Source organism: Chryseobacterium capnotolerans (assembly GCF_021278965.1).
Classification (GTDB): Bacteria; Bacteroidota; Bacteroidia; order Flavobacteriales; family Weeksellaceae; genus Chryseobacterium; species Chryseobacterium capnotolerans.
In genome coordinates, this window is the sequence record NZ_CP065589.1 from 355,738 (window position 1) to 381,394 (window position 25,657).

Annotated in this window: 20 protein-coding genes and 1 pseudogene; 10 read left to right on the forward strand and 11 right to left on the reverse strand. The window is 35.6% G+C overall.

Features of this window, described 5'->3' with window-relative positions:
- Positions 1–78 precede the first annotated feature (78 nt).
- From H5J24_RS01670 to H5J24_RS01680, 3 genes are read right to left on the reverse strand one after another with little or no spacing between them, the layout of a single operon-like run.
- Positions 79–1,365, reverse strand: coding sequence for a CitMHS family transporter (locus H5J24_RS01670; RefSeq protein WP_068944679.1), 1,287 nt, complete (start codon positions 1,363–1,365; stop codon positions 79–81).
- Between the two features lie 18 nt (positions 1,366–1,383).
- Complete coding sequence (locus H5J24_RS01675; RefSeq protein ID WP_232815989.1) at positions 1,384–1,752, reverse strand: DUF2490 domain-containing protein; 369 nt, start codon at positions 1,750–1,752, stop codon at positions 1,384–1,386.
- A complete protein-coding gene (locus H5J24_RS01680) occupies positions 1,749–2,075 on the reverse strand; it encodes a porin family protein (protein ID WP_232815990.1) in 327 nt (108 codons plus the stop codon). The genes H5J24_RS01675 and H5J24_RS01680 overlap by 4 nt, the downstream gene beginning before the upstream one ends.
- A 229-nt stretch (positions 2,076–2,304) precedes the next feature.
- Here H5J24_RS01680 and H5J24_RS01685 point away from each other — a divergent pair, with 229 nt between their 5' ends.
- Together H5J24_RS01685 and H5J24_RS01690 are read left to right on the forward strand one after the other, a co-directional pair.
- The gene (locus tag H5J24_RS01685) at positions 2,305–3,333 is read left to right on the forward strand and encodes a sensor histidine kinase (RefSeq protein ID WP_068945204.1); all 1,029 of its coding nucleotides are present in this window, start codon (positions 2,305–2,307) and stop codon (positions 3,331–3,333) included.
- Positions 3,333–4,031 carry a LytR/AlgR family response regulator transcription factor gene (locus H5J24_RS01690; RefSeq protein WP_068944677.1) on the forward strand — a complete coding sequence of 233 codons (699 nt, stop codon included), beginning with the start codon at positions 3,333–3,335 and terminating at the stop codon, positions 4,029–4,031. Before H5J24_RS01685 ends, H5J24_RS01690 begins: the two co-directional genes overlap by 1 nt.
- 99 nt (positions 4,032–4,130) lie before the next feature.
- Here the strand turns inward: H5J24_RS01690 and H5J24_RS01695 are convergent.
- Positions 4,131–6,514: pseudogene (locus tag H5J24_RS01695) on the reverse strand (M1 family metallopeptidase).
- Between the two features lie 67 nt (positions 6,515–6,581).
- Positions 6,582–7,160 (reverse strand): HupE/UreJ family protein, encoded by a 579-nt coding sequence (locus H5J24_RS01700; RefSeq protein WP_068944675.1) that lies wholly within the window; start codon positions 7,158–7,160, stop codon positions 6,582–6,584.
- A gap of 151 nt (positions 7,161–7,311) precedes the next feature.
- Between H5J24_RS01700 and H5J24_RS01705 the strand changes: the two genes are divergently transcribed.
- The 3 genes from H5J24_RS01705 (at position 7,312) to H5J24_RS01715 (ending at position 11,147) form a co-directional block, all read left to right on the forward strand.
- Positions 7,312–8,442, forward strand: a complete 1,131-nt coding sequence (locus H5J24_RS01705) for a S8 family serine peptidase (RefSeq protein WP_232815991.1) — start codon at positions 7,312–7,314, stop codon at positions 8,440–8,442.
- Positions 8,443–8,485: 43 nt separating this feature from the next.
- A complete protein-coding gene (locus tag H5J24_RS01710) occupies positions 8,486–10,546 on the forward strand; it encodes a S8/S53 family peptidase (RefSeq protein ID WP_232815992.1) in 2,061 nt (686 codons plus the stop codon).
- Between the two features lie 82 nt (positions 10,547–10,628).
- A complete protein-coding gene (locus H5J24_RS01715) occupies positions 10,629–11,147 on the forward strand; it encodes a DUF6702 family protein (protein WP_068944673.1) in 519 nt (172 codons plus the stop codon).
- Here the strand turns inward: H5J24_RS01715 and H5J24_RS01720 are convergent.
- The 5 genes from H5J24_RS01720 to radA all read right to left on the reverse strand — a co-directional run bounded on the left by H5J24_RS01720 (position 11,144) and on the right by radA (position 15,662).
- Positions 11,144–11,737, reverse strand: a complete 594-nt coding sequence (locus tag H5J24_RS01720; RefSeq protein ID WP_068944672.1) for an acyl carrier protein phosphodiesterase — start codon at positions 11,735–11,737, stop codon at positions 11,144–11,146. The two genes, H5J24_RS01715 and H5J24_RS01720, sit on opposite strands and share 4 nt — an antisense overlap.
- Positions 11,734–12,441 carry a VanW family protein gene (locus tag H5J24_RS01725; protein WP_068944671.1) on the reverse strand — a complete coding sequence of 236 codons (708 nt, stop codon included), beginning with the start codon at positions 12,439–12,441 and terminating at the stop codon, positions 11,734–11,736. The genes H5J24_RS01720 and H5J24_RS01725 overlap by 4 nt, the downstream gene beginning before the upstream one ends.
- Positions 12,438–13,106 carry a class I SAM-dependent DNA methyltransferase gene (locus tag H5J24_RS01730; RefSeq protein WP_228407675.1) on the reverse strand — a complete coding sequence of 223 codons (669 nt, stop codon included), beginning with the start codon at positions 13,104–13,106 and terminating at the stop codon, positions 12,438–12,440. Before H5J24_RS01730 ends, H5J24_RS01725 begins: the two co-directional genes overlap by 4 nt.
- Positions 13,107–13,168: 62 nt before the next feature.
- Positions 13,169–14,299: an AraC family transcriptional regulator gene (locus H5J24_RS01735; RefSeq protein ID WP_068944669.1), complete on the reverse strand. Its 1,131-nt coding sequence runs from the start codon at positions 14,297–14,299 to the stop codon at positions 13,169–13,171.
- Positions 14,300–14,312: 13 nt separating this feature from the next.
- The gene (gene radA / locus H5J24_RS01740; protein ID WP_065395177.1) at positions 14,313–15,662 is read right to left on the reverse strand and encodes a DNA repair protein RadA; all 1,350 of its coding nucleotides are present in this window, start codon (positions 15,660–15,662) and stop codon (positions 14,313–14,315) included.
- Between the two features lie 389 nt (positions 15,663–16,051).
- Here radA and pyrG point away from each other — a divergent pair, with 389 nt between their 5' ends.
- Both pyrG and yidC read left to right on the forward strand, forming a co-directional pair.
- The gene (pyrG, locus tag H5J24_RS01745; protein WP_068944668.1) at positions 16,052–17,662 is read left to right on the forward strand and encodes a CTP synthase; all 1,611 of its coding nucleotides are present in this window, start codon (positions 16,052–16,054) and stop codon (positions 17,660–17,662) included.
- A 256-nt stretch (positions 17,663–17,918) separates the two neighbouring features.
- Positions 17,919–19,712: a membrane protein insertase YidC gene (gene yidC, locus H5J24_RS01750; RefSeq protein WP_068944667.1), complete on the forward strand. Its 1,794-nt coding sequence runs from the start codon at positions 17,919–17,921 to the stop codon at positions 19,710–19,712.
- Positions 19,713–19,797: 85 nt separating this feature from the next.
- Here the strand turns inward: yidC and rnhB are convergent, their stop codons facing one another.
- Positions 19,798–20,382: a ribonuclease HII gene (gene rnhB / locus H5J24_RS01755; RefSeq protein ID WP_068944666.1), complete on the reverse strand. Its 585-nt coding sequence runs from the start codon at positions 20,380–20,382 to the stop codon at positions 19,798–19,800.
- A gap of 623 nt (positions 20,383–21,005) precedes the next feature.
- Between rnhB and H5J24_RS01760 the strand changes: the two genes are divergently transcribed.
- The 3 genes from H5J24_RS01760 to H5J24_RS01770 are packed head-to-tail and all read left to right on the forward strand — an operon-like array spanning position 21,006 to position 25,526.
- Positions 21,006–21,536, forward strand: coding sequence for a TonB-dependent receptor plug domain-containing protein (locus H5J24_RS01760; RefSeq protein WP_232815993.1), 531 nt, complete (start codon positions 21,006–21,008; stop codon positions 21,534–21,536).
- Positions 21,493–24,087: a SusC/RagA family TonB-linked outer membrane protein gene (locus tag H5J24_RS01765; protein ID WP_232815994.1), complete on the forward strand. Its 2,595-nt coding sequence runs from the start codon at positions 21,493–21,495 to the stop codon at positions 24,085–24,087. The genes H5J24_RS01760 and H5J24_RS01765 overlap by 44 nt, the downstream gene beginning before the upstream one ends.
- A 47-nt stretch (positions 24,088–24,134) precedes the next feature.
- A complete protein-coding gene (locus H5J24_RS01770; protein WP_167387035.1) occupies positions 24,135–25,526 on the forward strand; it encodes a SusD/RagB family nutrient-binding outer membrane lipoprotein in 1,392 nt (463 codons plus the stop codon).
- Positions 25,527–25,657 lie beyond the last annotated feature (131 nt).

Sequence of the window (25,657 nt, forward strand, 5' to 3'; positions counted from 1 at the left end):
CTGTTTTTTTACAAAACAAGTTTTAAGCTGTATTATTATTTCTGAAGTTGAAGATACTCATTATTCATTAAATATTTATCATATGGTTCCAAGAAGTAATGCTCCTAAAAGCATGATAACTGATGATCCAATTGCCCATTTTAAAGTATATTTCAGATGATCGGAATATTCTACGCCTGCTAATGATACCAACAGATACGTGGAAGGAACCAATGGGCTTAATAAATGGGATGCCTGACCAACAAGACTTGCTCTTCCTAATATTTCAGGAGCAATATCCAGCTGACGTCCTGTTGCCTCAATAATAGGAAGTATTCCAAAATAATAGGCATCATTCGTGAGAAAGAAAGTAAGAGGAACACTGAAAATGGCTGTAATAATATTCAGATAACTGCCCCAGCTTTTGGGAACAATATCTATCATGCTATTTCCCATAGCCTGCATGATGCCGGTTCCATTAAGAATCCCGGTAAAGATTCCTGCTCCAAAGATCATTCCTGCCACAGACAATGCGTTTCCGGCATGTTTTGAAATAATTTTCTGCTGATCTTTTAATTTAGGGTAATTGATGACAGAGGCAATACAAAAAGCAATCATAAAAGCTATGCCTAATGGAACAATATCTAATATCATCACAGTTAACAGAACAAGAGTCAAAATTAAATTCACCCAGATCAGTTTTGGACGAAGAAGCTGAGGATCAGATTCTCCGGCAATGTCTCCGGTACCGTATTTTGTATACTTCCCATATTTTGCGATGCGTTTTTTTTCTTTTTTCCCCAGGATGTAGGCTACAAATATGACCCATATGATGCCTAAAGCCATAATAGGAATCATAGGCACAAAAATTTCGGTGTGTCCCAGTTTTAGGGAACTCATAACCCTTGCCGTAGGGCCTCCCCAAGGTAAAATATTCATAATTCCTCCCGCCAGCATAATAATGCAGGTCAGCGTTAATGGATTCATTCCTTGTTTTTTATATAAAGGAAGCATAGCTGCAACAACAATAATATATGTGGAAGAGCCATCACCGTCCAGAGAAACCAATGTGGTAAGAATAGCGGTTCCGATGGTTGTTTTAACAGGATTGTCTCCAACTGCTTTTAGAATAAGGTTGACTAAGGGCTCAAAAAGCCCTGTATCTATCATTAAACTGAAATAAAGAATAGCAAAGATGAGCATAACCCCTGTAAGGGCTATTTCCTTGACTCCATTTTTCATCATCTCTCCCAATTGAGGCCCGAAACCAGCTAAAAACGCGATGGCAACGGGGATAATGACTAATGCGGTAAGGGGAGTCATCTTTTTATTCATGATAAGCACCATAAAGATGATGATCATCAAAAATCCAAGGAATGTAAGCATAGGTGGTAGTATTTGAGGTTATTTATTTTTATTTTTTCTCCAGTCAAAATTGTTTCGATAGCCGATATAGGCATAGTTACTGGTAGATCCGGTTTCCAGCTGGTTGATAAAGGCAACTTCTATGGCTGAGTTTTTCCCTGTTTTTATTCCTATCCCGGCTGTTAAACGATTGCTGTCAAATGTTTCTTCTTTGCTGGCATTCATTCTGATTTCATTTTTCAGAATGCCATAAAGTCTTTCTTTCTCCCCGGCTTTATTGAACGGGATTCTTAAAGAAATAAGATAACGCAGCCTTACAATGAATTCATTCGGATTACTGATAAACCGTTCTTCCACACGAAATCGGTGAGAAATAGAGGTTCTTCCGATATTACCACCCAGACTCACCTGTTGGAAAGGTCTTTTTCATACCTTTCTTTTTTGGAGTTATCAGATTTGTAAGAGTCAAGAATAAGAAACATGGCTCCTACAGCAGGCCTTACTTCAGGAGCTACTTCGTAATCTACATAAGCCGAAACCAGAAAGAGCCTGGTATCATAGGCGAGGTCAAAAGACCGGTATTGGGAAAGAGCTGTCAAAGTACTTTTGTCTGTAAGTTTTGCAGACATGAGGTATTGAAACCACATATTATAACTGTCCCGGCTTTGAGCCATAACAAATTGACTGACACCTAGTAGAAAAAAGGTGATTAATGATAATTTAACTTTCATGTAAAATTGAATTAATATCCTGCGTTCTCAAATATATTTATAAGAAGAAGCCGTGAATTTATTTTTCAATCAATAGCAGTTTTTATCAGTAAACTGCAATCCGGGGAGAAAAAGGTCTTATATTTGGAAGATTGAAAATTGGATATTTTAGATGTTTTTTATTATAAATATTGTATTTATATTATTGATTTTTAGGATTTTACTTAGTGGTGGAATTTTAAAGAGACTGATGGAATATCATTGGGGGCTTTTGCTGAAGTTTCAGCATATTTTCTTCTTTTTCTTCTTCTTTATCATCACTTTTTTCACTGAAAATTACTTTTTGGATGTTCCAGAGCTCATCTGGTCTGTATTATTTGTGATTATTTTTAATGTTGGGATTTACTATCTGGTCTATTTTTATCTTGTGCCCAGGTTTTATCTTTCCAATAAGTATCCGGAATTTATTCTGTATGCATTCATTTGTTTTTTAGTATCAAGTCTTTTTAGAATTTTGCTGGAACCTGCTGTGTTTCATATGAAATTTGATGAAACCCTTTCCAATACAAAATTCCTCTATAATGTCTATACCGCCCAGGGAATTGTGATACTGGTGGCGTCATTTCTGGGAATCACGAAGGATAAGTTTCTGATCGAGCAGGACTTTAAAAACTTAGGGGAAGAAAAAGAACAGCTGTATCTTGATCTTTTAAAATCGAAACTAAACCCTCATTTTTTGTTGAATACTCTTAATAATATTTATTCCAAAAGTTTTAATCCATCTGAGAAAACATCTGAATCTATCCTTCAGTTAAGCCGCTTGCTGCAGTACGTTATTTATGATACCAATAAGGAGAAAATTACGCTTATGCAGGAGTTTTCAACGATTAAATCATTGATTGGACTTTACCAGCTAAAGTATAATAACCTATTGGATATTAATTTTGAAATAAAAGATGAAGAAACCCTGGAACTTATTGAAGTACCGCCATCCGTTTGTCTTACTTTATTTGAAAATGCTTTAAAACATTCAGCAGTAGGGATTGAAGAGGATAGCTTTATTAAGGTGTCTTACAAAATACAAGATCAGGAATTATTATTTGAAATTGAAAATTCTGTAGCCAAGAACCGGGAGCTAGTGAATAACTTTAATGATAATGGATTTGGAAATGAAGCAGTCATCAGCATTCTGGAAAAATATTATCCTGAAAGATTTACTTTTATATCGGAAGCGGCTGAGAATAATACATACGAAACTACTTTAAAAATAAAACTATAATGGCTAACCTGACTATCGTAGGAGTGGATGATGAATATCCCGCGTTAGAACTTATCCGGCACTATTGTGATCAGATAGAAGATGTAGACTTGCTGGAGATATTTCAGAACCCGGAAGAGGCATTGCAGTATTTACAGAAGAATAGGGTAGATCTTGTTATTCTGGATATTAATATGCCTTATATCAATGGGATTGATCTTTTACTTAAGCTTCCCTATAAACCATTATGTATATTTCTTACATTGGAAACTCAGTATGCCGTAAAAGCATTTGAATTGGATGTGGTACATTATCTGGTGAAGCCTGTAGACTTTGAAACATTTAAAAGAGCAGTCTATAAAGCAAAGGATTTTTTACAGTTTAAACAGTCTGCGGAAGATAAAAAACAGGAAGATTTCATTATGTTCAAGTCTAATTATATTATGAACAAAGTACTTCTTCAGGATATAAAGTGGATTCAAGGGTTTGGCGAATATATTATTCTGATCACCCATTTGAAAAAATATATGATCCTGGAACGGATGTCCAATTTTGAGGAAAATTTCCATAATTTAGGATTTATCAGAATTCATAAATCTTATATCGTTCTTTCATTTCATATCAATTCATATGATTCAAATACAATTTATCTGAAAGGAGGAGAGCAGCTCCCATTGGGAAGAACTTATAAAAAACATCTGAAAGAATATTTAGGATAAAAAGTAGAGAATAAGTTTTTAAAGGTTTCTAATGTAAAAAAATAAAAAGCTCACTGATTCAGTGAACTTTTCAATTATGATTGCCTGCAATTATCCTTTTTAGCTTTTTCCTGCTGCCTGCATAGGATTTACTTTTCCATTAGAGCTTCCTCTTACAGAACCTCCTTCCTGTTTCTGTTTGAAGAGCTGGAATTTTGAAGTCTCACCACCGGAACCATTGCTGGTCCATAAGTTATTGTTTGTATCAATATCAGCGGTTTCTCTCATTGGATCTAACTGAATTGATTTCAATTTTTTGTCAAAATAATACGTCTTGGAAACTTTTTGCTCATTCAGTCTCCAGATCTGTGCAGATGATTTATCGTATAATTTTGAACCATCTTCAAAAGTAAATTCAAGGATAATTGGCATAACCAGTCCACCCTTGTTCAAAAAGTCAATCTGATAAGCCGTAATGTTTTTGAATTTTTCTTTATCCTTAGCATCCAAAGGAATGGTAGCATCTACTTTAGAGGTATATTCTTTCGTATTTACTTTTTCCTGCCCTCTATCATATCGATAGTAGAAGTCCTGGGCCTCTTTATCTTTATCAACATAGAAAGTGATATTTTTGTCTTCTCGGTTTCTGATTTTCGACAGGTCTTCAAAACTATTCACTAACGGTTTGTCTACCTGGTATTTTATTTCTTCAGCTGCTTTGGGATTCGTTTCCAGATTAGGGGTGGCTACTGTTACTTTATCAATCGCAATATCTACCGGATCAGTTCCGTAGAACCATCCTCTCCAGAACCAGTCAAGGTCTTCACCGCTGGCATCTTCCATCGTACGGAAAAGATCTGCAGGTTCAGGGTGTTTGAAAGCCCATCTTTTTGCATACGTTTTGAATGCCTTATCGAAAAGCTCTCTTCCCATAATAGTTTCACGAAGAATATTCAACCCGGTAGCAGGTTTTGAATAGGCATTTGGACCATACTGAACAATATTCTCAGAATTGCTCATGATAGGTTCAAGCTGATCTTTTGGAAGTTTCATATAATCTACGATTGTCCATGCCGGACCTCTTTTAGATGGAAACTTATTATCCCATTTTTCCTCTGTAAGATATTCTGTGAAAGTATTCAGGCCTTCATCCATCCATGCCCATTGTCTTTCATCAGAATTGATGATCATTGGAAAGAAGTTGTGACCTACTTCATGAATAATGACTCCGATCATTCCATTTTTAGTTCCTTCAGAATAGGTTCCATCTTTTTCTGTTCTTCCGAAGTTGAAGCAGATCATTGGATACTCCATTCCGTTAGCGGCTTCTACAGACTGAGCTACGGGATATGGATAAGGAATCGTGAATTCCGAATAGGTTTTAATCGTATGAGCTACTGCTTTTGTAGAAAACTTTCTGTAAAGTCCATAAGATTCTTTAGGATAGAAGCTCATGGCCATTACTTTATTGTTATTTTCAGGAATGGTAACACGCATGCCGTCCCAAACGAATTTTCTGGAGGATGTCCAAGCAAAATCTCTTACATCATTTGCTTCAAAAACCCATGTCTTTCTTTGCTTTGAATGATTCTTTTCTGACTTTTTAGCTTCGTCTAAGGTTACAATTTCTATAGGCTCAGAAGCATTTTCAGCTTTTTGTATCTTGAAAGTTGATCAGCAGTTAATACCTGATCATAATTTTTACATTCCCCGGTTCCTCCTACAACATGGTCTGCCGGTACATTCATAGATACTTTAAAATTCCCGAACACTAGCGCAAATTCACCTCTTCCAGTAAACTGATGATTTTGCCAGCCCTGGAAATCACTGTATACACACATCCTTGGATACCATTGTGCCATAGTGTATAGATCATTGCCATCTTCAGGAAAATTTTCATAGCCACCACGGCCGCCAATTTTGATTCTGTTTCCGATATTGTAATTCCAGTCCACTTTGAAAATGAATTTTTCTCCTTTTTTCAATGCTTTTGGAAGATCAATACGCATCATCGTTTTGTTGACCGTATATTTTAAAGGGGTACCTGAAGCATCAGTTACTTTTTCAAGTACAACTCCGTAGCCATTATCCTTTACAGGAAGTTCAGTCAATTTAAGCTGCTGATCTGTTGTTGATGGACGAAGTACTGAAGACGTCTCATAACCTGCATTTCTTATACTAGAATGTTCGTTTTCATCCAATTGAAGCCAGATATAATCCAGTTCATCAGGCGAATTATTATAGTAAGTAACCGTTTCCGAACCTTTCAGATTTCTTTTATCCTCGTCAAGATAAGCGGTAATGTTGTAATCGGCCCTGTTTTGCCAATACGCATGTCCTGGTGCTCCGGAAGCTGTTCTGTAAATATTGGGTGTGGGTAGAATAGTTCCCAGCTGCTCAAACTTGTTTCCATGATTGCTGCCTGGGTTATTCTGAATATTTTGTGCGGTGAAACCTGTATATGCAAATACAGAAAGTGAAAGGATACCAACTTTTAGTTTCATAACCGAAATGATTTAATAATGATCAAAGATAGTAATAAGCGGTTGAAATAATGAAAATATTTCACATTTAGAAAGGAATTCTTTCTAATGTCATTTTTAAAGATAAGGCAAAGACTCCTGATGAGACAAAAAGAATCCAGTCCTTCTTATTCACTTTAAAAATAGTGAGAAGAATAAATAAGAGGATTAGGATAGCAGACACAATGACGATTTGTCCCAGTTCCAGACCTATATTAAATCCTAACAATGGTATGGCAATACCCTGACTCTTAGCAATCATCACTCTTGCCGTATTGGCAAAACCCATCCCGTGAACCAGTCCAAAAATCAGAGCAAGGTAGTAATTGGCCCGCATTAATGTCTGCTTCTGGTTTTTCATAATAATATTATCCAGAGAAGTCAGCACAATGGTCAATGGAATTAAAAACTCAACCCAATCAGAAGGAACTCTGAAAACATCAAGAATGCTTAATGCTAATGTGATGGAGTGTCCAATAGTAAATGCCGTTACAAGGATCAGAATTTTTTTCCAGTCACTGTAAGAGTATACAGCAATTAGTGCTAAGACAAATAACTGATGGTCTAAGGCATCAAGGGAGATAATATGTTCCCATCCAAGGTTTAAATAAAATAGAAAATCTTGCATTTGATAATTGATTGCTTGTTTTTTTTGATATTGTGTTAAAGTAAGTAAATTGTTTTGGATGTGTATAATTTTTATATGTATTAATTATTAATGTTTTTAATTATTATCATTAAAAATAAAAATTGTATAATTGTAATGTTAAAAAAAGAGAATGGATATTAAAAAACTACTTTTTACAAAAGTAAACATTTCGTACGGAGGAGGGAAGCTTCTGAGAAATGCTACAGTTGCTTTTTTAGGACTGTATTCATATGGATTTTATGGTCAGGTACAAAAGCTTGATTCAAGGTTTGATTATTTATTGAAAAATAAAGAGAGTCTGAATAGAGGAAACGTTTTAAAAGATTTGGAACGTGAGGATATGAAATTGGATAAACATTTGGTTGTTACCTCTAAAGGGGCGCAAACAATGTATTCATGTATTATTTATACCAAAACTCCTGAAAGACTTAAAGCTGATGGCTTTTTAGTACAGAGCCAGCTGCCCACTTTTTCAACGGCATTGGTGAGTCTTGAAGATATTGAGAGATTAATGGAACTTCCTTATGTGACCTCTGTGATGGGGCCTACATTTGATGAGCTTCATAATGATGTAAGTAGAGCCCAATCTGGAGCAAGCCTTTTACAGGATGGAGTTTTTAATAATACAGCATATAACGGAACAGGAATTCTTGTGGGGGTTTTTGATACAGGGATAGACTGGAAGCATCCGGATTTTAGGCAAGTTAATGATCAGACTAAAAGTAGAATTGTTTCTATTTGGGATCAGACTTTAACACCTCAAGGGGCTGAAGTTTCTCCTACAGGATTTACAACTGGTGTAGAGTATACAAGAGCACAGATTGAAGATGAATTGGATGGAACGCCTGCTGGTTTTGTTCGTGAAAATGATACCAATGGACATGGGACTCACGTAGCAGGAACGGCTGCCGGAAACGGAGCTGGTTTTGCTAATAAAAGACATAAAGGATTTTCTTCTGAAGCAGATATTGTTTTTGTAAAAGGAGGAAATGGATCCTTTCCAACAACGAATACCATCAATGCATTAACTTATTTCAAGAACGTAGCTACAGCTTTAAATAAACCAATCGTAGTCAATATGAGTATTGGTGGACAGGGAAGCGCCCATGATGGAACATCTCCTCATGAAGTCGCTGTTGACAGTTTTACTTCATCAGGGCCTGGAAGAGTAGTGGTTATTTCTGCAGGTAATGATTATGGTGCTAATCTCCATAGAAAAGTAGATATAGAAGCAGGGGGGGACGCAATCTTATACTTTTAACGTTGGAAGCAGCACATCAGCACCATCAGTATTTAGTTTTATCATGTATGCTAATGATAACTCTCCTGTTACTGCAAAATTGACAACTCCTGATGGCCAGCAATATATACAGAATATAAGTACAAATACAACCCATAGTATATTAAATGGTGGTTTCACTGCCACTATGTATAATTATTGGGGGAGTGATAATAATAAAAGATATGTTCAGCTGATTGTAAATAGAGTGACGGGATCTACAGCCAATTGCCAAGGTGTCTATACATTGGAGATTACAAATGACGGAACACAACCTATTAATGCACATGGCTGGCTGGCTGGTCAAGGAGTAGCAACTACCCTTCTGAATGGAGATAATGAATATATTGTAGGATCTCCTGGGAATGCAACCAGTGCTATTACGGTAGCTTCCTATTTGGGCAGAGTAAGCTGGATGGCTCCGGGAGGAGGATATGGATATGGTAATACTCCACAGGAAACAATTTCTTCATTTAGTGCACAAGGACCTAGAGTTGATAATTTCCAGAAACCGGATATCACAGGTTCAGGACAGGCTGTAATCTCTGCAAGATCCAGTAATTCTGCACCAGCAGCTACGAATATTATTGAAAATACGAATTATTATGTAATGAATCAGGGGACCAGTATGTCTTCTCCAGGAGTTGCCGGTGCAGTAGGACTATTGCTTCAGGCGAATCCAGCATTGACTGCTGCGCAGGTTAAATCACGTCTTACATCTACTGCAAGAAAAGATGCAGCAACAGGAAATGTTCCAAATGTAAGATGGGGATATGGAAGGTTAGATATTTATAAAGCGGTAACTAAAGAAGTAGGATGTGTAGAGTCTAATTTTGAGACTGTTACCTATGATGAACCTTATATTGCCATTAATGCGGAAGCTAATACTACTTTTAGCAATGCGGCATTGGCGGTTCGTTATACACCAACATTAACGGGTAAATTAGGAGGTGTTTCATTTACAACAGGTTCAGGAGTGATTCCTGCCAATCAGGCAGTGGATATTCAAGTAAGAAAAGTAAACGCTAATGGAGATCCTGGAGATATCATTGCTACAAAAAATATTGCATCATGGGATACCAATATACAGAGGTTTACCTGGAATTATGTTGATCTATCCAGCTTAAATGTTCAAATGGTAACAGGAAAAGATTTCTATATCGTGGTTAATGGTATAGGAGGAACTGTAGCTATGAAAAATGAAACTACTGCAGTAAGCGGACGTAGTAAAACATCAACGGATGGTACAACATGGACTACAAGAACTTTTGATCTTAAAATGAGAGCTTCTGTTTATGAAGATGTAGCCGAGGTGAAAAACCTGGCGACGGCTAATCAGACAAAAGCAAGTACTGTAGCTGCTGGTTATAACTATTTTACCAATGCTTGCCAGTTGATTTCAAGAGTGGAAAAAGAAACAGCAAGTACTGTAACCGGAAATATCACCTCAAAAGTATGGGTTGATAATGTACAGCCTAATTACGTTGCGAGAAGATATGAAATTAATCCAGCTATGGATGCTGCTACCGCTACAGGAAAAGTAACATTATACTTTAAGCAGGCTGATTTCGATGCTTATAATTTAACAAGTGGTACTAAGCTTCCTACATCACCTACTGATGATGCTAATAAATTTAACCTAGTTGTTGAAAAATATACAGGAACAAGTGCTGGAAATGTAGGAACTGTAGCTTCTTATGGAGGTACACCTACTGTTATTAGCCCTAATGTTGCGGATATTGTTTGGAATAATACTTATCAATACTGGGAAGTAAGCTTCCAGACTTCAGGTTTCGGTGGATATTTTGTTAAAACAAATGCTACTTTAGGAACAGGAGAAGTAACGAAACAGAATGCGGGAGTAAATATTACACCAAACCCTGCTAAGGATGTTGTAAATATCTCATTGGGCAGCTATTCTAAAGGTACTCTAACTATTTATGATGCTTCAGGAAAACTGGTTAAAACAGAGGCTATGAACTCTAGTTCAAACAGAATGGATGTTTCATCGTTGGTAAAAGGAGTATATATGTTTACAATTAAACTAAATGATACTACGGTTACTAAAAAAGTGGTTAAAGAATAATTATAACTATAGAATATACATTATAGAAAGCGGCAGTTGTATAACTGCTGCTTTTTTTATATTTGTCATTAGAAAAGAACGTATGCCACATAAATTTTTTATACTTTTTTTATCATTAACAATCATTTTTCAAAGCTTTATAAAAGTAGATAAGGAAAATGTACACCCTTATCATGTAGGCTCTGTAGAGATCAATTACAGCCCCAAATCTAAGACTTTTGAAGTAACAGGCCGATTTTTCCTCGATGATCTGGAGAATGGCCTTGGAAAAAAATATGGTGGAACTTTTCATTTTAATGATGAGAAGGACAAGGCGAAACTGAATGAAGCGCTTTCCAAATATTGTCAGGAATATTTTAGATTAAAGGCTGATAATAAATTTCTTAAAGTAAACTATATAGGATATGAAGAAGATCAGGAATCTGTAAATGTTTATATGGAATCAGAAGTTGTTGCTCATCCTAAAAAAGTAGAAACAGCGGTGAGTTTTTTGTACAATCTTTTTGATGATCAGATCAATATTGTCCATATCATTGTAAACGGAGACAGAAAGAGTGAGAAATTAACATATCCAAACCGTTATTTGTATAAACAGTTTTAATTTTCCAGTTGAATAAGGGTATTAATTCCTTTTGCATGAGCCAGCAAATCAGGAAAAAAATGATCATAGCATTCCTGAAGAAATTCTTTATGATGTAAGAAAGCTTCAAAAACGGGAATATCTTTATCCAGATATTTGGCTTTGTTCAAAACATTTTGAATGCTGAATTTAATGCCCCAATCTTCACGATAATTATAAAGCCAGTCATCTTGTTCCATTTTAGCCAGCATTTTTTTGAAATTTTCAGGCAGCCACTCTTCATTGGTATTTAAGATATTGTAGACATGTAAAGAGTGAGCCTTCCATTCGGCAAGAGAGTTTAGAGAAAGATCATTGGCTACAAAATAATCCATGGAGACATCTACAAAAGCTCCGGCATAAAGTCTTACCAAAGGGGCAAAAACCTTTTTAGCTTCATGAATAGCGGGATGAGAGTCGGTGAAAGTATCAATGGCTCTGTGCAAAGTAATTCCATCCTGAATGTCTTTAGGGAAAGAAAAACGGTCCCTGTTTCGGATAAAGTCTTCCAGAAACTGACCAACAATTTGTCCGTCAGTGAAAGTAAGATAAGAATGAGCCAGATAATTCATAAACGAATATAAAAATTTTTAAACAAAGTTTGACTATTGCTTACCGTTTCTACCCAAACTCCTTTTTCAATTTCAAGATATTTAAACTCAATTTCATTTAAAATGACTTCTTCAGGAGAAATCAGGCTGAGGTGAAGCTCATCTTCATTCACAAAACATTTAAACTGTACAGGAAACGTAAATTGATTCTGAATCTGCAGATCTTTGTAACCATAAACAACCGTACAGTCTGAACCCAAGGGTGTAAAACGTTCCTCTTCCTTATAGATATCCATAGAGTGTGGATATCTTTCCAGAATCTTTAATCCGGATTGAAGAGCCAAGTGGTATAAAATAGAAGAGAACTGGCAGATTCCACCACCAAAATCACTTGAAATAGTATTGTTGATGAGGTTTCTCCCTTCCTTAAAATTATTTTTCTCACTAGGTTTTCCAATCATTTTCCAGAAAGAAAAGACTTCATTGGGATGAATTACAAGGTTATTGATTTTATTTCCAACAACTTTTAGATTATGAATTTTGTTATGATGAAAAGATCCGCTTTTAATGATTTGGTGAAGCGTAACAGAATATTCACCAATGTTTTCTGAACGATATTCTTTGGGGTAAACATAATTGTTTTTTTGTTCATGAAAAAAACGCTGCAAAAGTTTGAACTGCAGCTTCCACGAATGGGGGATCCAGTTTTTCAGCTGCTGTTTCATCTCTTTTCCAAAACAGTTATGTGATAAGATGCCCAGTTTTTCAAGAAAGTACGGCAAAGAAAATTATCCAGAGACAGGAAAGATTTTCTTATTGATTTTGGAAACCTGTGAATTGGGAAAAATAATACTCCGGTTGTATTTTTAATGTTCCACAGATCTTTTGAAAGGTCTGCGATGTCCGAAACTGAAAAGCTGTTGCCGGCATGCCAGTCCTCCTGGGGAGAAACAGCTTTTTTTCTGCGTTTTACAGGGTAATCAAAAATAAGAGTTCCATTTTTGTTTAATTTCTGATAACATTCGTTTAAAAATGCTTTTGTTTCTTCTTGATTTTGATGCATGATGACATGAAAGCAGAAAATACAATCAAATTCTTCATGAAAAGGTATTGCTGAAATTTCTCCTACAGCTAGTATTTTATCAGAATGTTTTTGACGGGAGACATTCAGCATATTTTCACTGAAGTCGGTTCCATGAGTCGCAAAATTCAATAATCGGCCTGTTCCGCAGCCAAGATCAAGAACTTTTGTATATTTTTTATCTTTGAAAAACGAAGTTAAAAAAGCCCTTTCCTGTTGGTCAATATATTTACCGTAAGAGTTCCCGAACCGGTTCTCGTCGTAGGATTCGGCAAGGTTGCTGTAATATTCCAGAATATTTGTTTTCATCATTTGAAAAATCTCCTGTTAAGATCATTAATTTTCTTGACTCTTACAATTTTTATTCCGGTTTATTGAATTTTTGATGAAGGTAGATTCATGAGATTTTTTTTCCTGAATTCAGATGGTGTCATTCCGGTCATTTTTTTAAATATAGTGTTGAATGACGTTTTTGAATTGAATCCGGACTCAAATGCAATCCCTAATATGGAAAGCTTGTGAAAAGATTGGTCAGTAAACATTTTTTTGGCATGCTCCACTCTGTATTTATTCACAAAATAGAAGAAGTTTTCCTGAAAGCCGGTATTGAGAAGGTAAGAAAGCTGATGGGCATTAATTGAGATCAGATCGGATAATTTCAATAGATTGAGCTCACCATCCAGATAAGGTTTTTTATTTTCCATTACAGTGATGAGCTGTTGTTGTAAGGCTTCAAATTCATCATCAGGAATTATTTTTTTTCTTGAAATTTCTTCCGCTTCACTTTCCAGTTCAATAGAAAGAAGTTCTTCTCTTTGATTTTTATCTACAGGATAGATTTCCTTTTGTCTGAGTACATAATAAAGAGTCATGTAAGCAATACATAAAAACAAAAGGTCCATCACCAAATGCTGATGCATTTTGTACACAAAAGTGTTGAATAGTTCATAGCAGACTGTAATAACAATCGTTACAAACAGAAGAAAACTTAATTTAATCAACCATTGTAAATCAATATTTTCTGTATTTGATGAAATAGTTTCAATTCTTCTTTGGTGTTCCCTGATTTTAAAATAAATAAGAGCAATGTAGGGAAGATTGTGAGAGACATCAATAAGCATTACAATACTTCGGATGACCAGATTATTTTCCATATTGAAAAGTAGTATCCAATATATTACAGGAGTAATACAGCAAATAAGATCTCTTCTTTTAAATCTATAATTAGGGTTGATAAAAAAGACAACACTGAAAAATAAAAAAATGGGTGTAAAAATTTGTCCAGCATACAAAGTAAGTGCAAACCATAAATCTGTTGCGATCCCACAAAAATGTAAAATATCGAGCAGCCAATAGCTGGACCAAAGGAATATAAATATCCCGAAAAAGAAGTTAGCCTTTTTGTTTACCCGCATAGGATTAATCAATACCGTAAATGAAAGCAAGGTTAAGCCTCCATAAAGCAGTACCAGGACAAACTTCTGAATGTTTTCGAGTTGCATTATTTACATATCTTTAAAAAAGTCTCTCATGAAAATCTTCAATTTTGCTCACTTCTTCAATCTTAATACCAAATTTTTTCTTCGGAAGTTTATTGAGATTGGAAATGAAAATTTTCTCGTACCCTAGCTTTTCGGCTTCGGTAATTCTTTGTTCTGCCTGGGCAACCGGACGAATTTCTCCACTTAGCCCGATCTCTCCAGCAAAACAGTAATGTTCTGAAATAGCAATATCTTCATTGGATGAGAGGACAGAAGCTATGACAGCCAGATCCAAAGCCGGATCATCTGTTTTTATTCCTCCTGTAATATTAAGGAAAACGTCCTTAGCTCCCAATTGGAAACCTGCTCTTTTCTCCAGTACTGCCAGAAGCATATTCAATCTTTTGGAATCAAAGCCTGTAGAACTTCTTTGAGGAGTACCATACACCGCTGTACTTACCAGCGCCTGGATTTCCAAAAGCATAGGTCTGTTTCCTTCTAAGGTTACTGCAACAGAATTTCCGGATAGCTCTTCAAATTTCTTGGTGATAAGGATTTCTGAAGGGTTTTTAATTTCCTTCAATCCTTGAGAAATCATTTCATAAATCCCAATTTCAGAAGTAGATCCAAAACGGTTTTTGTTGGCTCTCAATAGCCTGAATAGGTGATTTCGGTCTCCATCAAAATTTAAAACAACATCTACCATGTGCTCCAATACCTTTGGACCGGCAATTTGGCCATCTTTGGTAATATGACCTACCAAAAACACAGGAATACTGTTTTCCTTAGCATACTTAATAATCTCGTTGGAACATTCTCTGATTTGAGAGACAGTTCCCGGAGAACTTTCGATCAATTGGGACTGAAGTGTCTGGATAGAATCGATAATCATAAAATCCGGCTCCAGTTTTTTGGCTTCATGAAGAATTTTTTCCAGGGAGGTTTCTGTAAACAGGAAGCAGTTCGGGTTTTGAATATCCGTTAACCTGTCAGCTCTCATTTTAATCTGAGAAGCACTTTCTTCCCCGGAAACATAGAAGATTTTTTTCTTCATTTTTAAGGCAAGCTGAAGCAGCAGGGTAGATTTTCCAATTCCTGGTTCTCCACCGATGAGAGTAACAGACCCTAGGACAATTCCACCTCCCAGAACACGGTTTAGTTCTTCAGAAGGTGTCTTTATTCTCGGTTCTTCACTGGTTTCTACCTCAATGATATTGATGACATGTTGTTTGGTTTTGGAGAAAGGGACCGCCTTGCTATTAGGTTTTTCTACCACTTCTTCCACCAAGGTGTTCCATTGTCCACAGTTTTTACATTGTCCCATCCATTGGGAATATTGGGTTCCGCAGTTTTGACAGAAATATGCTGTTTTCAGTTTTGCCATACTGCGAAGTTATAAAAAAGCATTTTTTCCGAGATATAAATAGAATAAAATATCGAAAAACATTCATAGATCAACGATAGAAGTGATTTTCTGGATAACTTTGTTTACTAACTTGTGATCTTTGTAACCCTGGATAATAATTAAGATCAAATTGAAGAAAATTTATTTAGCTGTAATCTTAGTTTTATTTCGAGAAATAATATTCTGGAATTTGGGCTTTAGTGATGATGAAATTATGAAAATTATTACTTGGTGGAATTTATCTATTCAAAATATATAATAAAAAATACTGAGGATTTATAGTTGTTTGAAAGGTGTTTTCGTATTTTCAAAATCTAAAAGATTGCTTTGTGTCTCTTTTTCCCATAACTTTGCACAAACCTAATCTAATGAGTAAAAAGAATACAAAATACATCTTTGTGACAGGAGGTGTAACTTCATCTTTGGGAAAAGGAATCGTTTCTGCTTCTCTGGGACTATTGCTAAAATCACGCGGTTTTAACGTAACGATCCAAAAACTTGATCCTTATATCAATATCGACCCGGGAACTTTGAATCCTTATGAACACGGAGAGTGTTATGTGACTGAAGATGGTGCGGAGACGGATCTGGATTTAGGTCACTATGAGCGTTACCTTGATGCTCCTACATCCCAAAACAACAACGTTACTACAGGGAAAATCTACCAAACTGTAATCGAAAAAGAAAGAAAAGGAGACTTCCTTGGAAAAACAGTTCAGGTAATTCCTCATATCACTAACGAAATTAAGCGTAGAATTAAAATCCTTTCTAAACAAAACTACGATATCATCATTACTGAGATCGGAGGAACAGTAGGGGATATTGAATCTTTACCATACATTGAAACTGTTCGTCAGTTAAAATGGGAATTGGGAGAGAATAATTCTATGGTGATTCACCTTACATTATTGCCTTATTTGGCTTCAAGTGGAGAATTAAAGACAAAACCATCTCAGCACTCCGTTCGTCAGTTGATGGAAAGCGGAATTATGGCTGATGTATTGGTTTGCAGAACAGAACACAAAATTCCAAAAGATCAGAGAGCAAAATTAGCTCAGTTCTGTAACGTTCCATTAGAAAACGTTATCGAATGTAAGGATATGGAAACGATCTATGAAGTTCCAATGTACCTTCAGAAGCAAAACTTTGATGATGTTGTCTTAAAAGAGCTGGATCTGAAAAGTGATAAAGATGCTGATCTTAAAGACTGGAAAACTTTTGTGAAGAAATTCCAGAACCCTAAGAAAACTGTTGAAATTGCATTGGTTGGAAAATACGTTTCCCTTCAGGATTCTTATATTTCTATTGCTGAAGCATTCAAACATGCCGGAGCTGATCTTGAAACTGAAGTAAAAGTAAGATGGGTATACAGTGGTGATATCACAGAAGAGAATATTAAAGAAACCTTGAAAGGAGTAAATGGAATCCTTGTTGCTCCGGGCTTCGGAGACAGAGGAATTGAAGGAAAGGTTCTTACCGCAAAATATGCAAGAGAAAACAAGATTCCAATGTTAGGAATCTGTTTAGGAATGCAGATTATGACCATTGAATTTGCAAGAAATGTTTTAGGACATACCAAAGCAAACTCTATGGAATTTGATACTGCAACTCCGGATCCTGTAATTTCAATCATGGAAGAACAGAAAAATGTAATAGACAAAGGAGGTACAATGCGTCTTGGAGCTTGGAAGTGTGCTTTGAAAAATGGTTCTAAGCTGCATGACATCTATGGAAGCAAAAATATTTCTGAAAGACACCGTCACCGTTATGAATTCAACAGTGATTATCTTCAGGATTTTGAAAAGAATGGCTTCTTAGCTACAGGAACAAACCCGGAAACAGGATTGGTAGAAGCGTTGGAATTGCCAGGACACCCGTTCTATGTTGGGGTACAATACCATCCGGAATATAAGAGTACGGTAGCTACGCCGCATCCTTTATTCAGAGCTTTTATCAAAGCTTGTGAAACTTCTAAGTAGGATATTTTAGTGTGGGAAGAGCGTAATATTCAATCTCACATCAACAAATAAGGTAATTTTTTACCACAAACGTCTACATATAAACTCAGGTTGACTTTTCTCAGCCTGAGTTTATTATATACTAATGCATTATAGTATAGAGTTTTGATAAAAAAACAGTATTTTTGTCAGCTCAAATTTGCTACAGATTGATGAGTTTTCTTATAGAGTTGTAGCAAGTCAATAAATAGGAAATTTTAATTATAACAAAAATAAAATGCAACAAAACAACGGAATCGATAAGAAGCAGATGATTAGTTTCGCGGTTTTATGCCTGATTCTCTTCGGTGCAATGTTCTATTTCCAGAACAAGCAGATGAAAGAAGAAGAGTTAAAAGCTCAGCAGCAGAAAACGGAACAGGTAAAAAATGCCGTAAAACAGACTCAGGCCACCAATATCAATCCAAATGTAACTCCTAGTGCTATTCAAACGGCTAATTTGTCTAATAAAGAATTGAATATTGAATTCTCAAGTTTAGGAGGACAGGTTTCTAAAGTTCAGCTTTCAGAATACAAAGCATACAATAATAAAACGGATCAGGCCGACCTTCCGCTTTATCTGATTAATAAAAATAATTCAAACTACGGATTTCAGTTTAAAGACAAAACAGGAAAGGTTATCAATACTAAAGATTTAGTTTTTGCTCCTAATGTTAATGGAAATGCTGTAACAATGACAGCAAATTATAATGGTGCTGTAATCCAGTTTATTTATACATTACTTCCAAAATATACCCTTGATTTTAAAGTAAGAACTCAAGGTCTTGCTGCAGTTACTTCTGATAACAAAGCAGACTTTATTTGGGATTATAGTGTAAGAAATCTTGAAAAGGGTAGAGCTCAGGAGCAGTCTCACTCAGAATTCTCTTATGCTTTTAATAATTATAAAGACTATGATTATGATGGGAGAACCACAATGGAGGAGGAAAAAGAAACGCTTAACTGGATTGGAGTAAAACAGCAATTCTTTACTTCCGTTATTGAAGCTAAGAATGGGTTCACACAGAGTAAAGGGAATCAGGAAAACGTAGAAGAAGGAGAATACCTGAAGAAATTAAACTATGAAGGTTTTGTTCAGATGACCGGAAGTGAATTGAATCAGGATTTTACATGGTATTTTATGCCATTGGATTTACCATTACTGAAATCTTATGATAAAAACTTTGATGAGATTCTTCCGTTAGGTTGGTCATTCATTGGAGCTATGAACCGTTATTTCTTCATGTGGTTATATGCCATTATCGCTGGTTGGGGATTATCTGCAGGCTGGGTAATCTTTGTAATGACGATCATTGTAAAATTGATTCTTTCACCAATTATGTACAAGCAACATAAGCTGAGTGCAATGATGAAGGTTATTCGTCCTGAAATTGATGAGGTAAATGCCAAATTCAAAGATGCAGATCCTATGAAGAAACAACAGGCAACAATGGAAGTCTATAGAAAAGCCGGAGTAAATCAGATGGCAGGATGTTTACCAGCACTGGTGCAGATTCCGATTTTCTATGCCTTATTCCGTTTCTTCCCGAACTTTATTGATTTGAGAGGACAAGGGTTCTGGTTTGCAAAAGACTTAACAGCTTATGATGATTTGATTAAGTTACCATTCAAAGTTCCATTCCTTGGAGATCACTTGAGTATCTTCGCATTGGCTTGTACAGTTGTTATTTTAATCTATACAGTAATGACTTCAGGAAACATGCAGCAACCACAGCAAGAAGGAATGCCAAATATGAAAGTATTAATGTATATCTTCCCGATTACATTCTTATTCTTCCTGAATACTTCAGCATCCGGTCTTTCATGGTATTACTTTGTATCGAATGCGATCAACATCCTGATCATTCTTGTGATTAAATATGTAATTCTTGATGAGAAGAAAATCCATGCACAGATTCAGGCTAATAAGGAAAAACCTAAAACAGAAGGTAAATTCCAGAAGAGAATGCGAGAAATGATGGAGCAGGCTCAACAGCAGCAGCAAACTCAAGAAAAAAATAAAAAGAAATAATTGATTAATCAATAGATCAAAAAAGAGAAGCAATTTGCTTCTCTTTTTTATTTATATAAAATTCTCTTTTTTTATTTTTAATGAGTTAATCGTATTTTAACCTAAATGATTGTCTGTGATGTATGGTAGGGCCATGTTTGATGAGTGCTTCCTGGTGCTTTTTGGTAGCATATCCGAAATTGGTATTCCAGCCATATTCAGGGAATTCTTCGTGAAGCTCTATCATTAGCCTGTCTCGGTAGTTTTTAGCAAGAATAGATGCTGCTGCAATAGATAAAACTTTTGAGTCGCCTTTAATGATACACTGATGAGGAATATAATTATAAGGATGGAATTTATTACCGTCTACTAAAATCAGTTCTGGGATTATGGTAAGTTGATCTAATGCACGGTGCATAGCGTGAATACTGGCATTAAGAATATTATGCTCATCAATAAATACAGGCGGAAGTTCAGCAATAGCATAATTTTTTACATTATCCTTAATGTAGCTATCCAGGTCCATTCTGGTTTTAAAGGTCAGTTTCTTTGAATCATTAACCAGGTTTTGTTTGAAGTCATCATCTAAAATAACAGCTGCTGCCACTACCGGACCGCTTAAACACCCTCTTCCTACTTCATCACATCCCGCTTCGATGTAATGGTCTGTCCATTTATGTAATAATTCCATGTTGATATATGATATACGAGCTGTAAAATTAAAAAAAAATGAATGTATTAGCTTTACAATTCAGTCGTTTTTGTGAAAGCATTCAATAATAAGAATCTTGTGAGCAGAGGAGAATTATGAAACCTTAATTTTTATTGTAATTGTAAGAGAAAACACTGATATTGCAAAATATAAATCTCTTTTTTTGAAAAGATTTCATTGATGTATTTGTTACATTAATTTATTCATATTTTTCTATAAAATTGTAGACTGTTTTTCGTTGTTAGCTCGACGTTTTTGGTCTTTTTTTGGAGTGAAAAAAATATATGCACCGCATTGTATGTGGGTGAGGAATGTGAAATTTATTCTAATAAAAGTGATTTACAGTGTTGTAAACCAAAGTGTTAATGTGGTATACGGTGAATGTATATATAGAAAATATCAATAATTGATGCCATTGATGTATTCAAAAAAAATATCGATTAATTTTTTTTGTTTTTGTTAAAAAACGTATTTTTAACTTAATTTAATAGTTTATTTGTTGTTTTTATTTGTGATTTTTGAATAATTGATATTTTTTTAAAAAAATTCTTTGTGTTGTTAGGAAAGTTTTACAAATTTGTAGGGTACAAAATTAATTTGATATGAAGAAACTAACAACAGGTCTTCTTGTCTTAGTATTGACTTCTTCTATTGCAGTAGCAAATGCTCAACAAAAGAAGGATACTATTAAGACAAAAGAAATCGAGGGCGTAGTAGTAACCGCTCTTGGTATTAAAAGAGAGAAAAAAGCACTTGGGTATGCATCCCAGGAAATTAAGGGTGATGTTTTAAGAGAAGGAGCTAATACTGGAAACATTTCCAGCCAGATGGCTGGTAAGGCGGCTGGGGTTCAGGTTGTAACAAGTTCAAACTTTGGTGGGGCCTCAAGTGTTGTAATACGTGGGATGAAATCTATTGGGGGGAATAACCAGGCGCTTTTCGTAGTAGATGGGGTTCCGATTAGTAATAACAACAATACTATTTCTTCTTCTTATACAATTTTTGATGGTGGTAACTCTATCTCTGACTTAAACCCCAATGATATTGAAAGTGTTAACGTCCTAAAAGGGGCTGCAGCTTCTGCTCTATATGGGGAAAAGAGCTTCCGCAGGGGTTGTGGTAATTACTACTAAAAAAGGAAAATCCAGAAAGAATGATGAATGGGGGGTAACTCTTTCTACAGAATATCAGTATGGAGAAATTGATAAATCAACCTTTGCAAAATACCAAAATAAATATGGGGCTGGATATGGCCCTGCTTCAACATTCTTGAAAAGAGACGTAGATGGAGATGGTGTTCTTGATCTGGTAGTAGGAACAAGTAATGATGCTTCTGTAGGGGCAGCTTTTGATCCGAATCTGATGGTTTATCAGTGGTATTCTTTATACCCACAACTTGCAGGGTATCATAAAGCGACTCCTTGGGTAGCAGCGAAACATACACCTATAGATTTCTTTGAAAGTGCACAAACCACTTCCAATTCAGTTACTATTGAAAAAGGAGGTGAGAATGGAAGCATTTTATTAAACTATAATAACTTTTTAACTACAGGGGTTCTTCCAAATTCTGAACAAAAGAAAAATACGCTTTCTGCAAAATTTGATTATAAAATAACAGATAAACTTACTGCAACTGTTTATTCTTCTTTAACCATGCAGAATACGGTGGGTAGAAATACAACAGGATATAATGATAATATTCTGACAGGATTTAGACAGTGGTGGCAAACCAATGTAGATATTTATCAGTTAAGAGATGCTTATTTTGGCACGGGTGGGCAAAACATAACATGGAACCCTTACGGGTATGATGATCCAGATAATTTCCAGGCACCTGCATACTGGAATAATCCTTATTTTGATCGTTATCAAAACTACCAGAGTGATTATAGAACTCGTTTCTTCGGATATGCGATGTTGAATTATAAAATCTCCAATGCTGTGAGTATAACGGGAAGACTATCATCTGACTTTTCAAACCAAAAAACAGAGGTAAGAAAAGCTGTAGGTAGCCACCCAGAATCTTTTGGAATTGTTTCCGGTGTTCCAACAACGTTAAATCCACAACCAAATGCTTCATCAGGTTATTACTTAGGCAATTTATATACTAATGAAATCAACTTTGATTTATTTGCTAATTACAATAAAAAATTTGACAATGATATTAGCTTAGGAGCTTTATTAGGTACTTCCTTAAGAAGAAACTCTATTGAAACAACTGACGCTTCTACTCAACCGGATCTGTCTGGAGCAGGGTTAATTGTACCTGGTTTATACGCTATTAGAAACTCTGCGGGGCAGGTGGTTCCTACTCAGGAATATACTGCAACTGCTACGCTACCTAGAGCTTACGGTCAGATTTCCTTGGGGTATAAAGATACTTATTTCTTGGAAGGTACTGGAAGTGTTGATAAATCTTCCAATTTACCAAGTGGTAATAATGTGTATTTTTATCCATCAATTTCAGGATCTGTAGTGTTATCTAATCTTATCAATCAAGATTGGCTTTCTTTCTTAAAAGTGAGAGGAAACTGGGCTCAGGTCGGTAAAACTACAGATAACTTTAGATTAATAGATACCTATAATATCAGAGGCCTATATAATGGAATTCCAATTGTAGACCCCAATAGTACTAAAAATAATTTTAACTTAAAGCCTGAAAGATCTACCGAAGTAGAGGTAGGTATGGAAGCTAGATTTCTTAACAACAGGATTGGGTTTGATGTGAGTTTGTATAAAACAAATTCAAAAGATCAAATTCTGGTAGTTCCAATATCTGGAGCATCTGGTTATACAAGAAAATTGTTTAATGCTGGTGAATTGGAAAATAAAGGAATTGAAGTTCAGTTAAATCTAGTTCCATTAAAAAGTGAAAACTTTAGATGGGATATGAACTGGAACTGGGCAATCAACCAGAATAAAGTAGTAAGTCTTAATGAAGGAATGAAAAACTTACAACTGGGAAGAGCGGTAAATGATGTAACATTTAATGCGCCTGTAGGTGAAGCTTACGGACAAATTTGGGGTACAGATTATATATACTCACCAGATGGACAAAGAGTAATTGATCCTAATACTGGAAAGTATATGATCACAACTTCTAAAACCAATGTGATTGGTAACATTATGCCACAATACACATGGAGTGTAAGGAATAATATTAGTTATAAGGCATTTACTTTCACTTTCCTTATTGATGGGCAACAGGGAGGTAGTGTATTCTCGGGAGATATGTTGTATGGAACTGATACTGGATTGTATCCTGAAACATTGGCTATCAGAGAACCTGGAGCTATATTACCAGGGGTAGTAATGCAAAATGGACAGTATGTTCAAAATAATGTTCCGATTAAAACCGTATCTGGATCACTATTACGTACAGGACAATATGCGGCAAAAGAATTCGTTTATGATGCAACCTTCATTAAATTAAGAGAGGCTGCAATCTATTTTGATGTGCCAAAAAGCTTATATGCCAATACTTTTATCAAGAGTATGAAGTTTGGAGTATTTGGAAGAAACTTGTGGATTATTCATAAGAATTTGCCTTATGCAGATCCTGAAGCAGGGTATACAGGAGGTTCGGCTACTGGAGTACAAGGTGCTAATTTATCTAGAGGATATTCTATTGGAGCCATGCCGACAACCAGAACTTTCGGAGCTAATTTTACCGTTAATTTTTAATTGAAGTCAAAATGAAAAAAATAATATTAAGCCTTTTTATAACTAGCATGGCTTTAATATCATGCGAAAGGGACATTACCACGCTAAATGAGGATACTAAGAACCCGGCAAACGTAAACCCTGAATTTATGTTCGCATCAGCGGAAGTCGGACTATTAACTCAAATGACCAGCCCAAGTGTAAATTTAAATATCTTTAGATTCTTTACTCAACAATGGGCTGAAACTCAATATACTGATGAATCAGTGTACAATCTTCCAAAGAGAAGTGTGCCGGATAATAATTGGAATATTTTATATGCTCAACTATTGAAATTAGAACAAGTTAGAACTGCAACTAATGCGATAGGAGATGCTTCTCTTAAAGCAAGTAAAATTGCAACCATCGAAGCTTTGGAAATATATATTTATAGCGTATTGGTAGATACTTATGGAGATATTCCATATTCTCAGTCTATTAAAGTTGATCAATATCCAAACCCTGCTTACGATGATGGAAAGACTATCTATGCAGATTTAATCAAAAGAGCTGATGCTGCTATTGCTTTATTAGCAACTTCAACTTCTTCAGGTTTTGGCTCAAGTGATGCAATCTTTGGAGGAGATAGAGATAAAATCAAAGCATTCATTAATAGTACAAAACTTAGATTAGGTTTAAATTTAGCTGATGTAGATAATGCTTTGGCAAAATCAACTGTTGAAAGTGCTGTAACTAGTGGTGTAGTTCTTACAAACGCTGATAATATTGGATTAAAATTTGCGTCATCAGGTCAATTTGTTAATCCTATGTTTATAGAAATGGTATCTAGTGGTAGAAATGATTTTATACCATCTGATGTATATTTGGATGCAATGAATGCTGAATCAGATCCAAGACGTCCAAGCTACTTTACAACTGCTCCTTCAGGACAATATGTGGGAGGTGTGTATGGTTCTGAGAACGTGTATGGAAGTTTTTCGCATGTGAATCCTGAGCTTTTAAAGGCTGATAGTTATGCTTATCTTTTCGATGCTGCTGAAGTTAATTTTATGCTAGCTGAAGCTGCAGAAAGAGGATTTAATGTTGGAGGTACAGCGGCAACTTATTTTACTAATGGTATTAAAGCTTCAATGGACTTCTGGGGAGTTAGCCCAGCAAATCGTGATGCTTACGTTGCAGCTCATAATTATACAACATTACCAGGAACATGGAAACAAAAAATAGGAAATGAAGCTTGGATTGCAGCTCATAACAGAGGATTCGAAGCATGGGAGTTCTCAAGAAGGCTAGACTTTAGGGTGTTTGTAAAACCAGAAACCAGAGATGTACCTACAAGACTTTATTATCCAATTAATGAAGGAAGTGTGAATGGTGCAAATAGAGCAAATGCATGTATAAAGCAATGGGGATCTGTAAATGGAGACACTCAGGGAGCTAAAGTCTTCTGGGATAAGTTTTAATAATATTTTCTCTATAACAAATATAAGAGGCTGTCTCAAAAGTACCCCCTCTCTCGAACTCCTGTCTGACAACTTTTGTTGTTTAGGAGATTCTCGGAGCGTTAGTTTACCTTTTGAGACAGCCTCTTTTG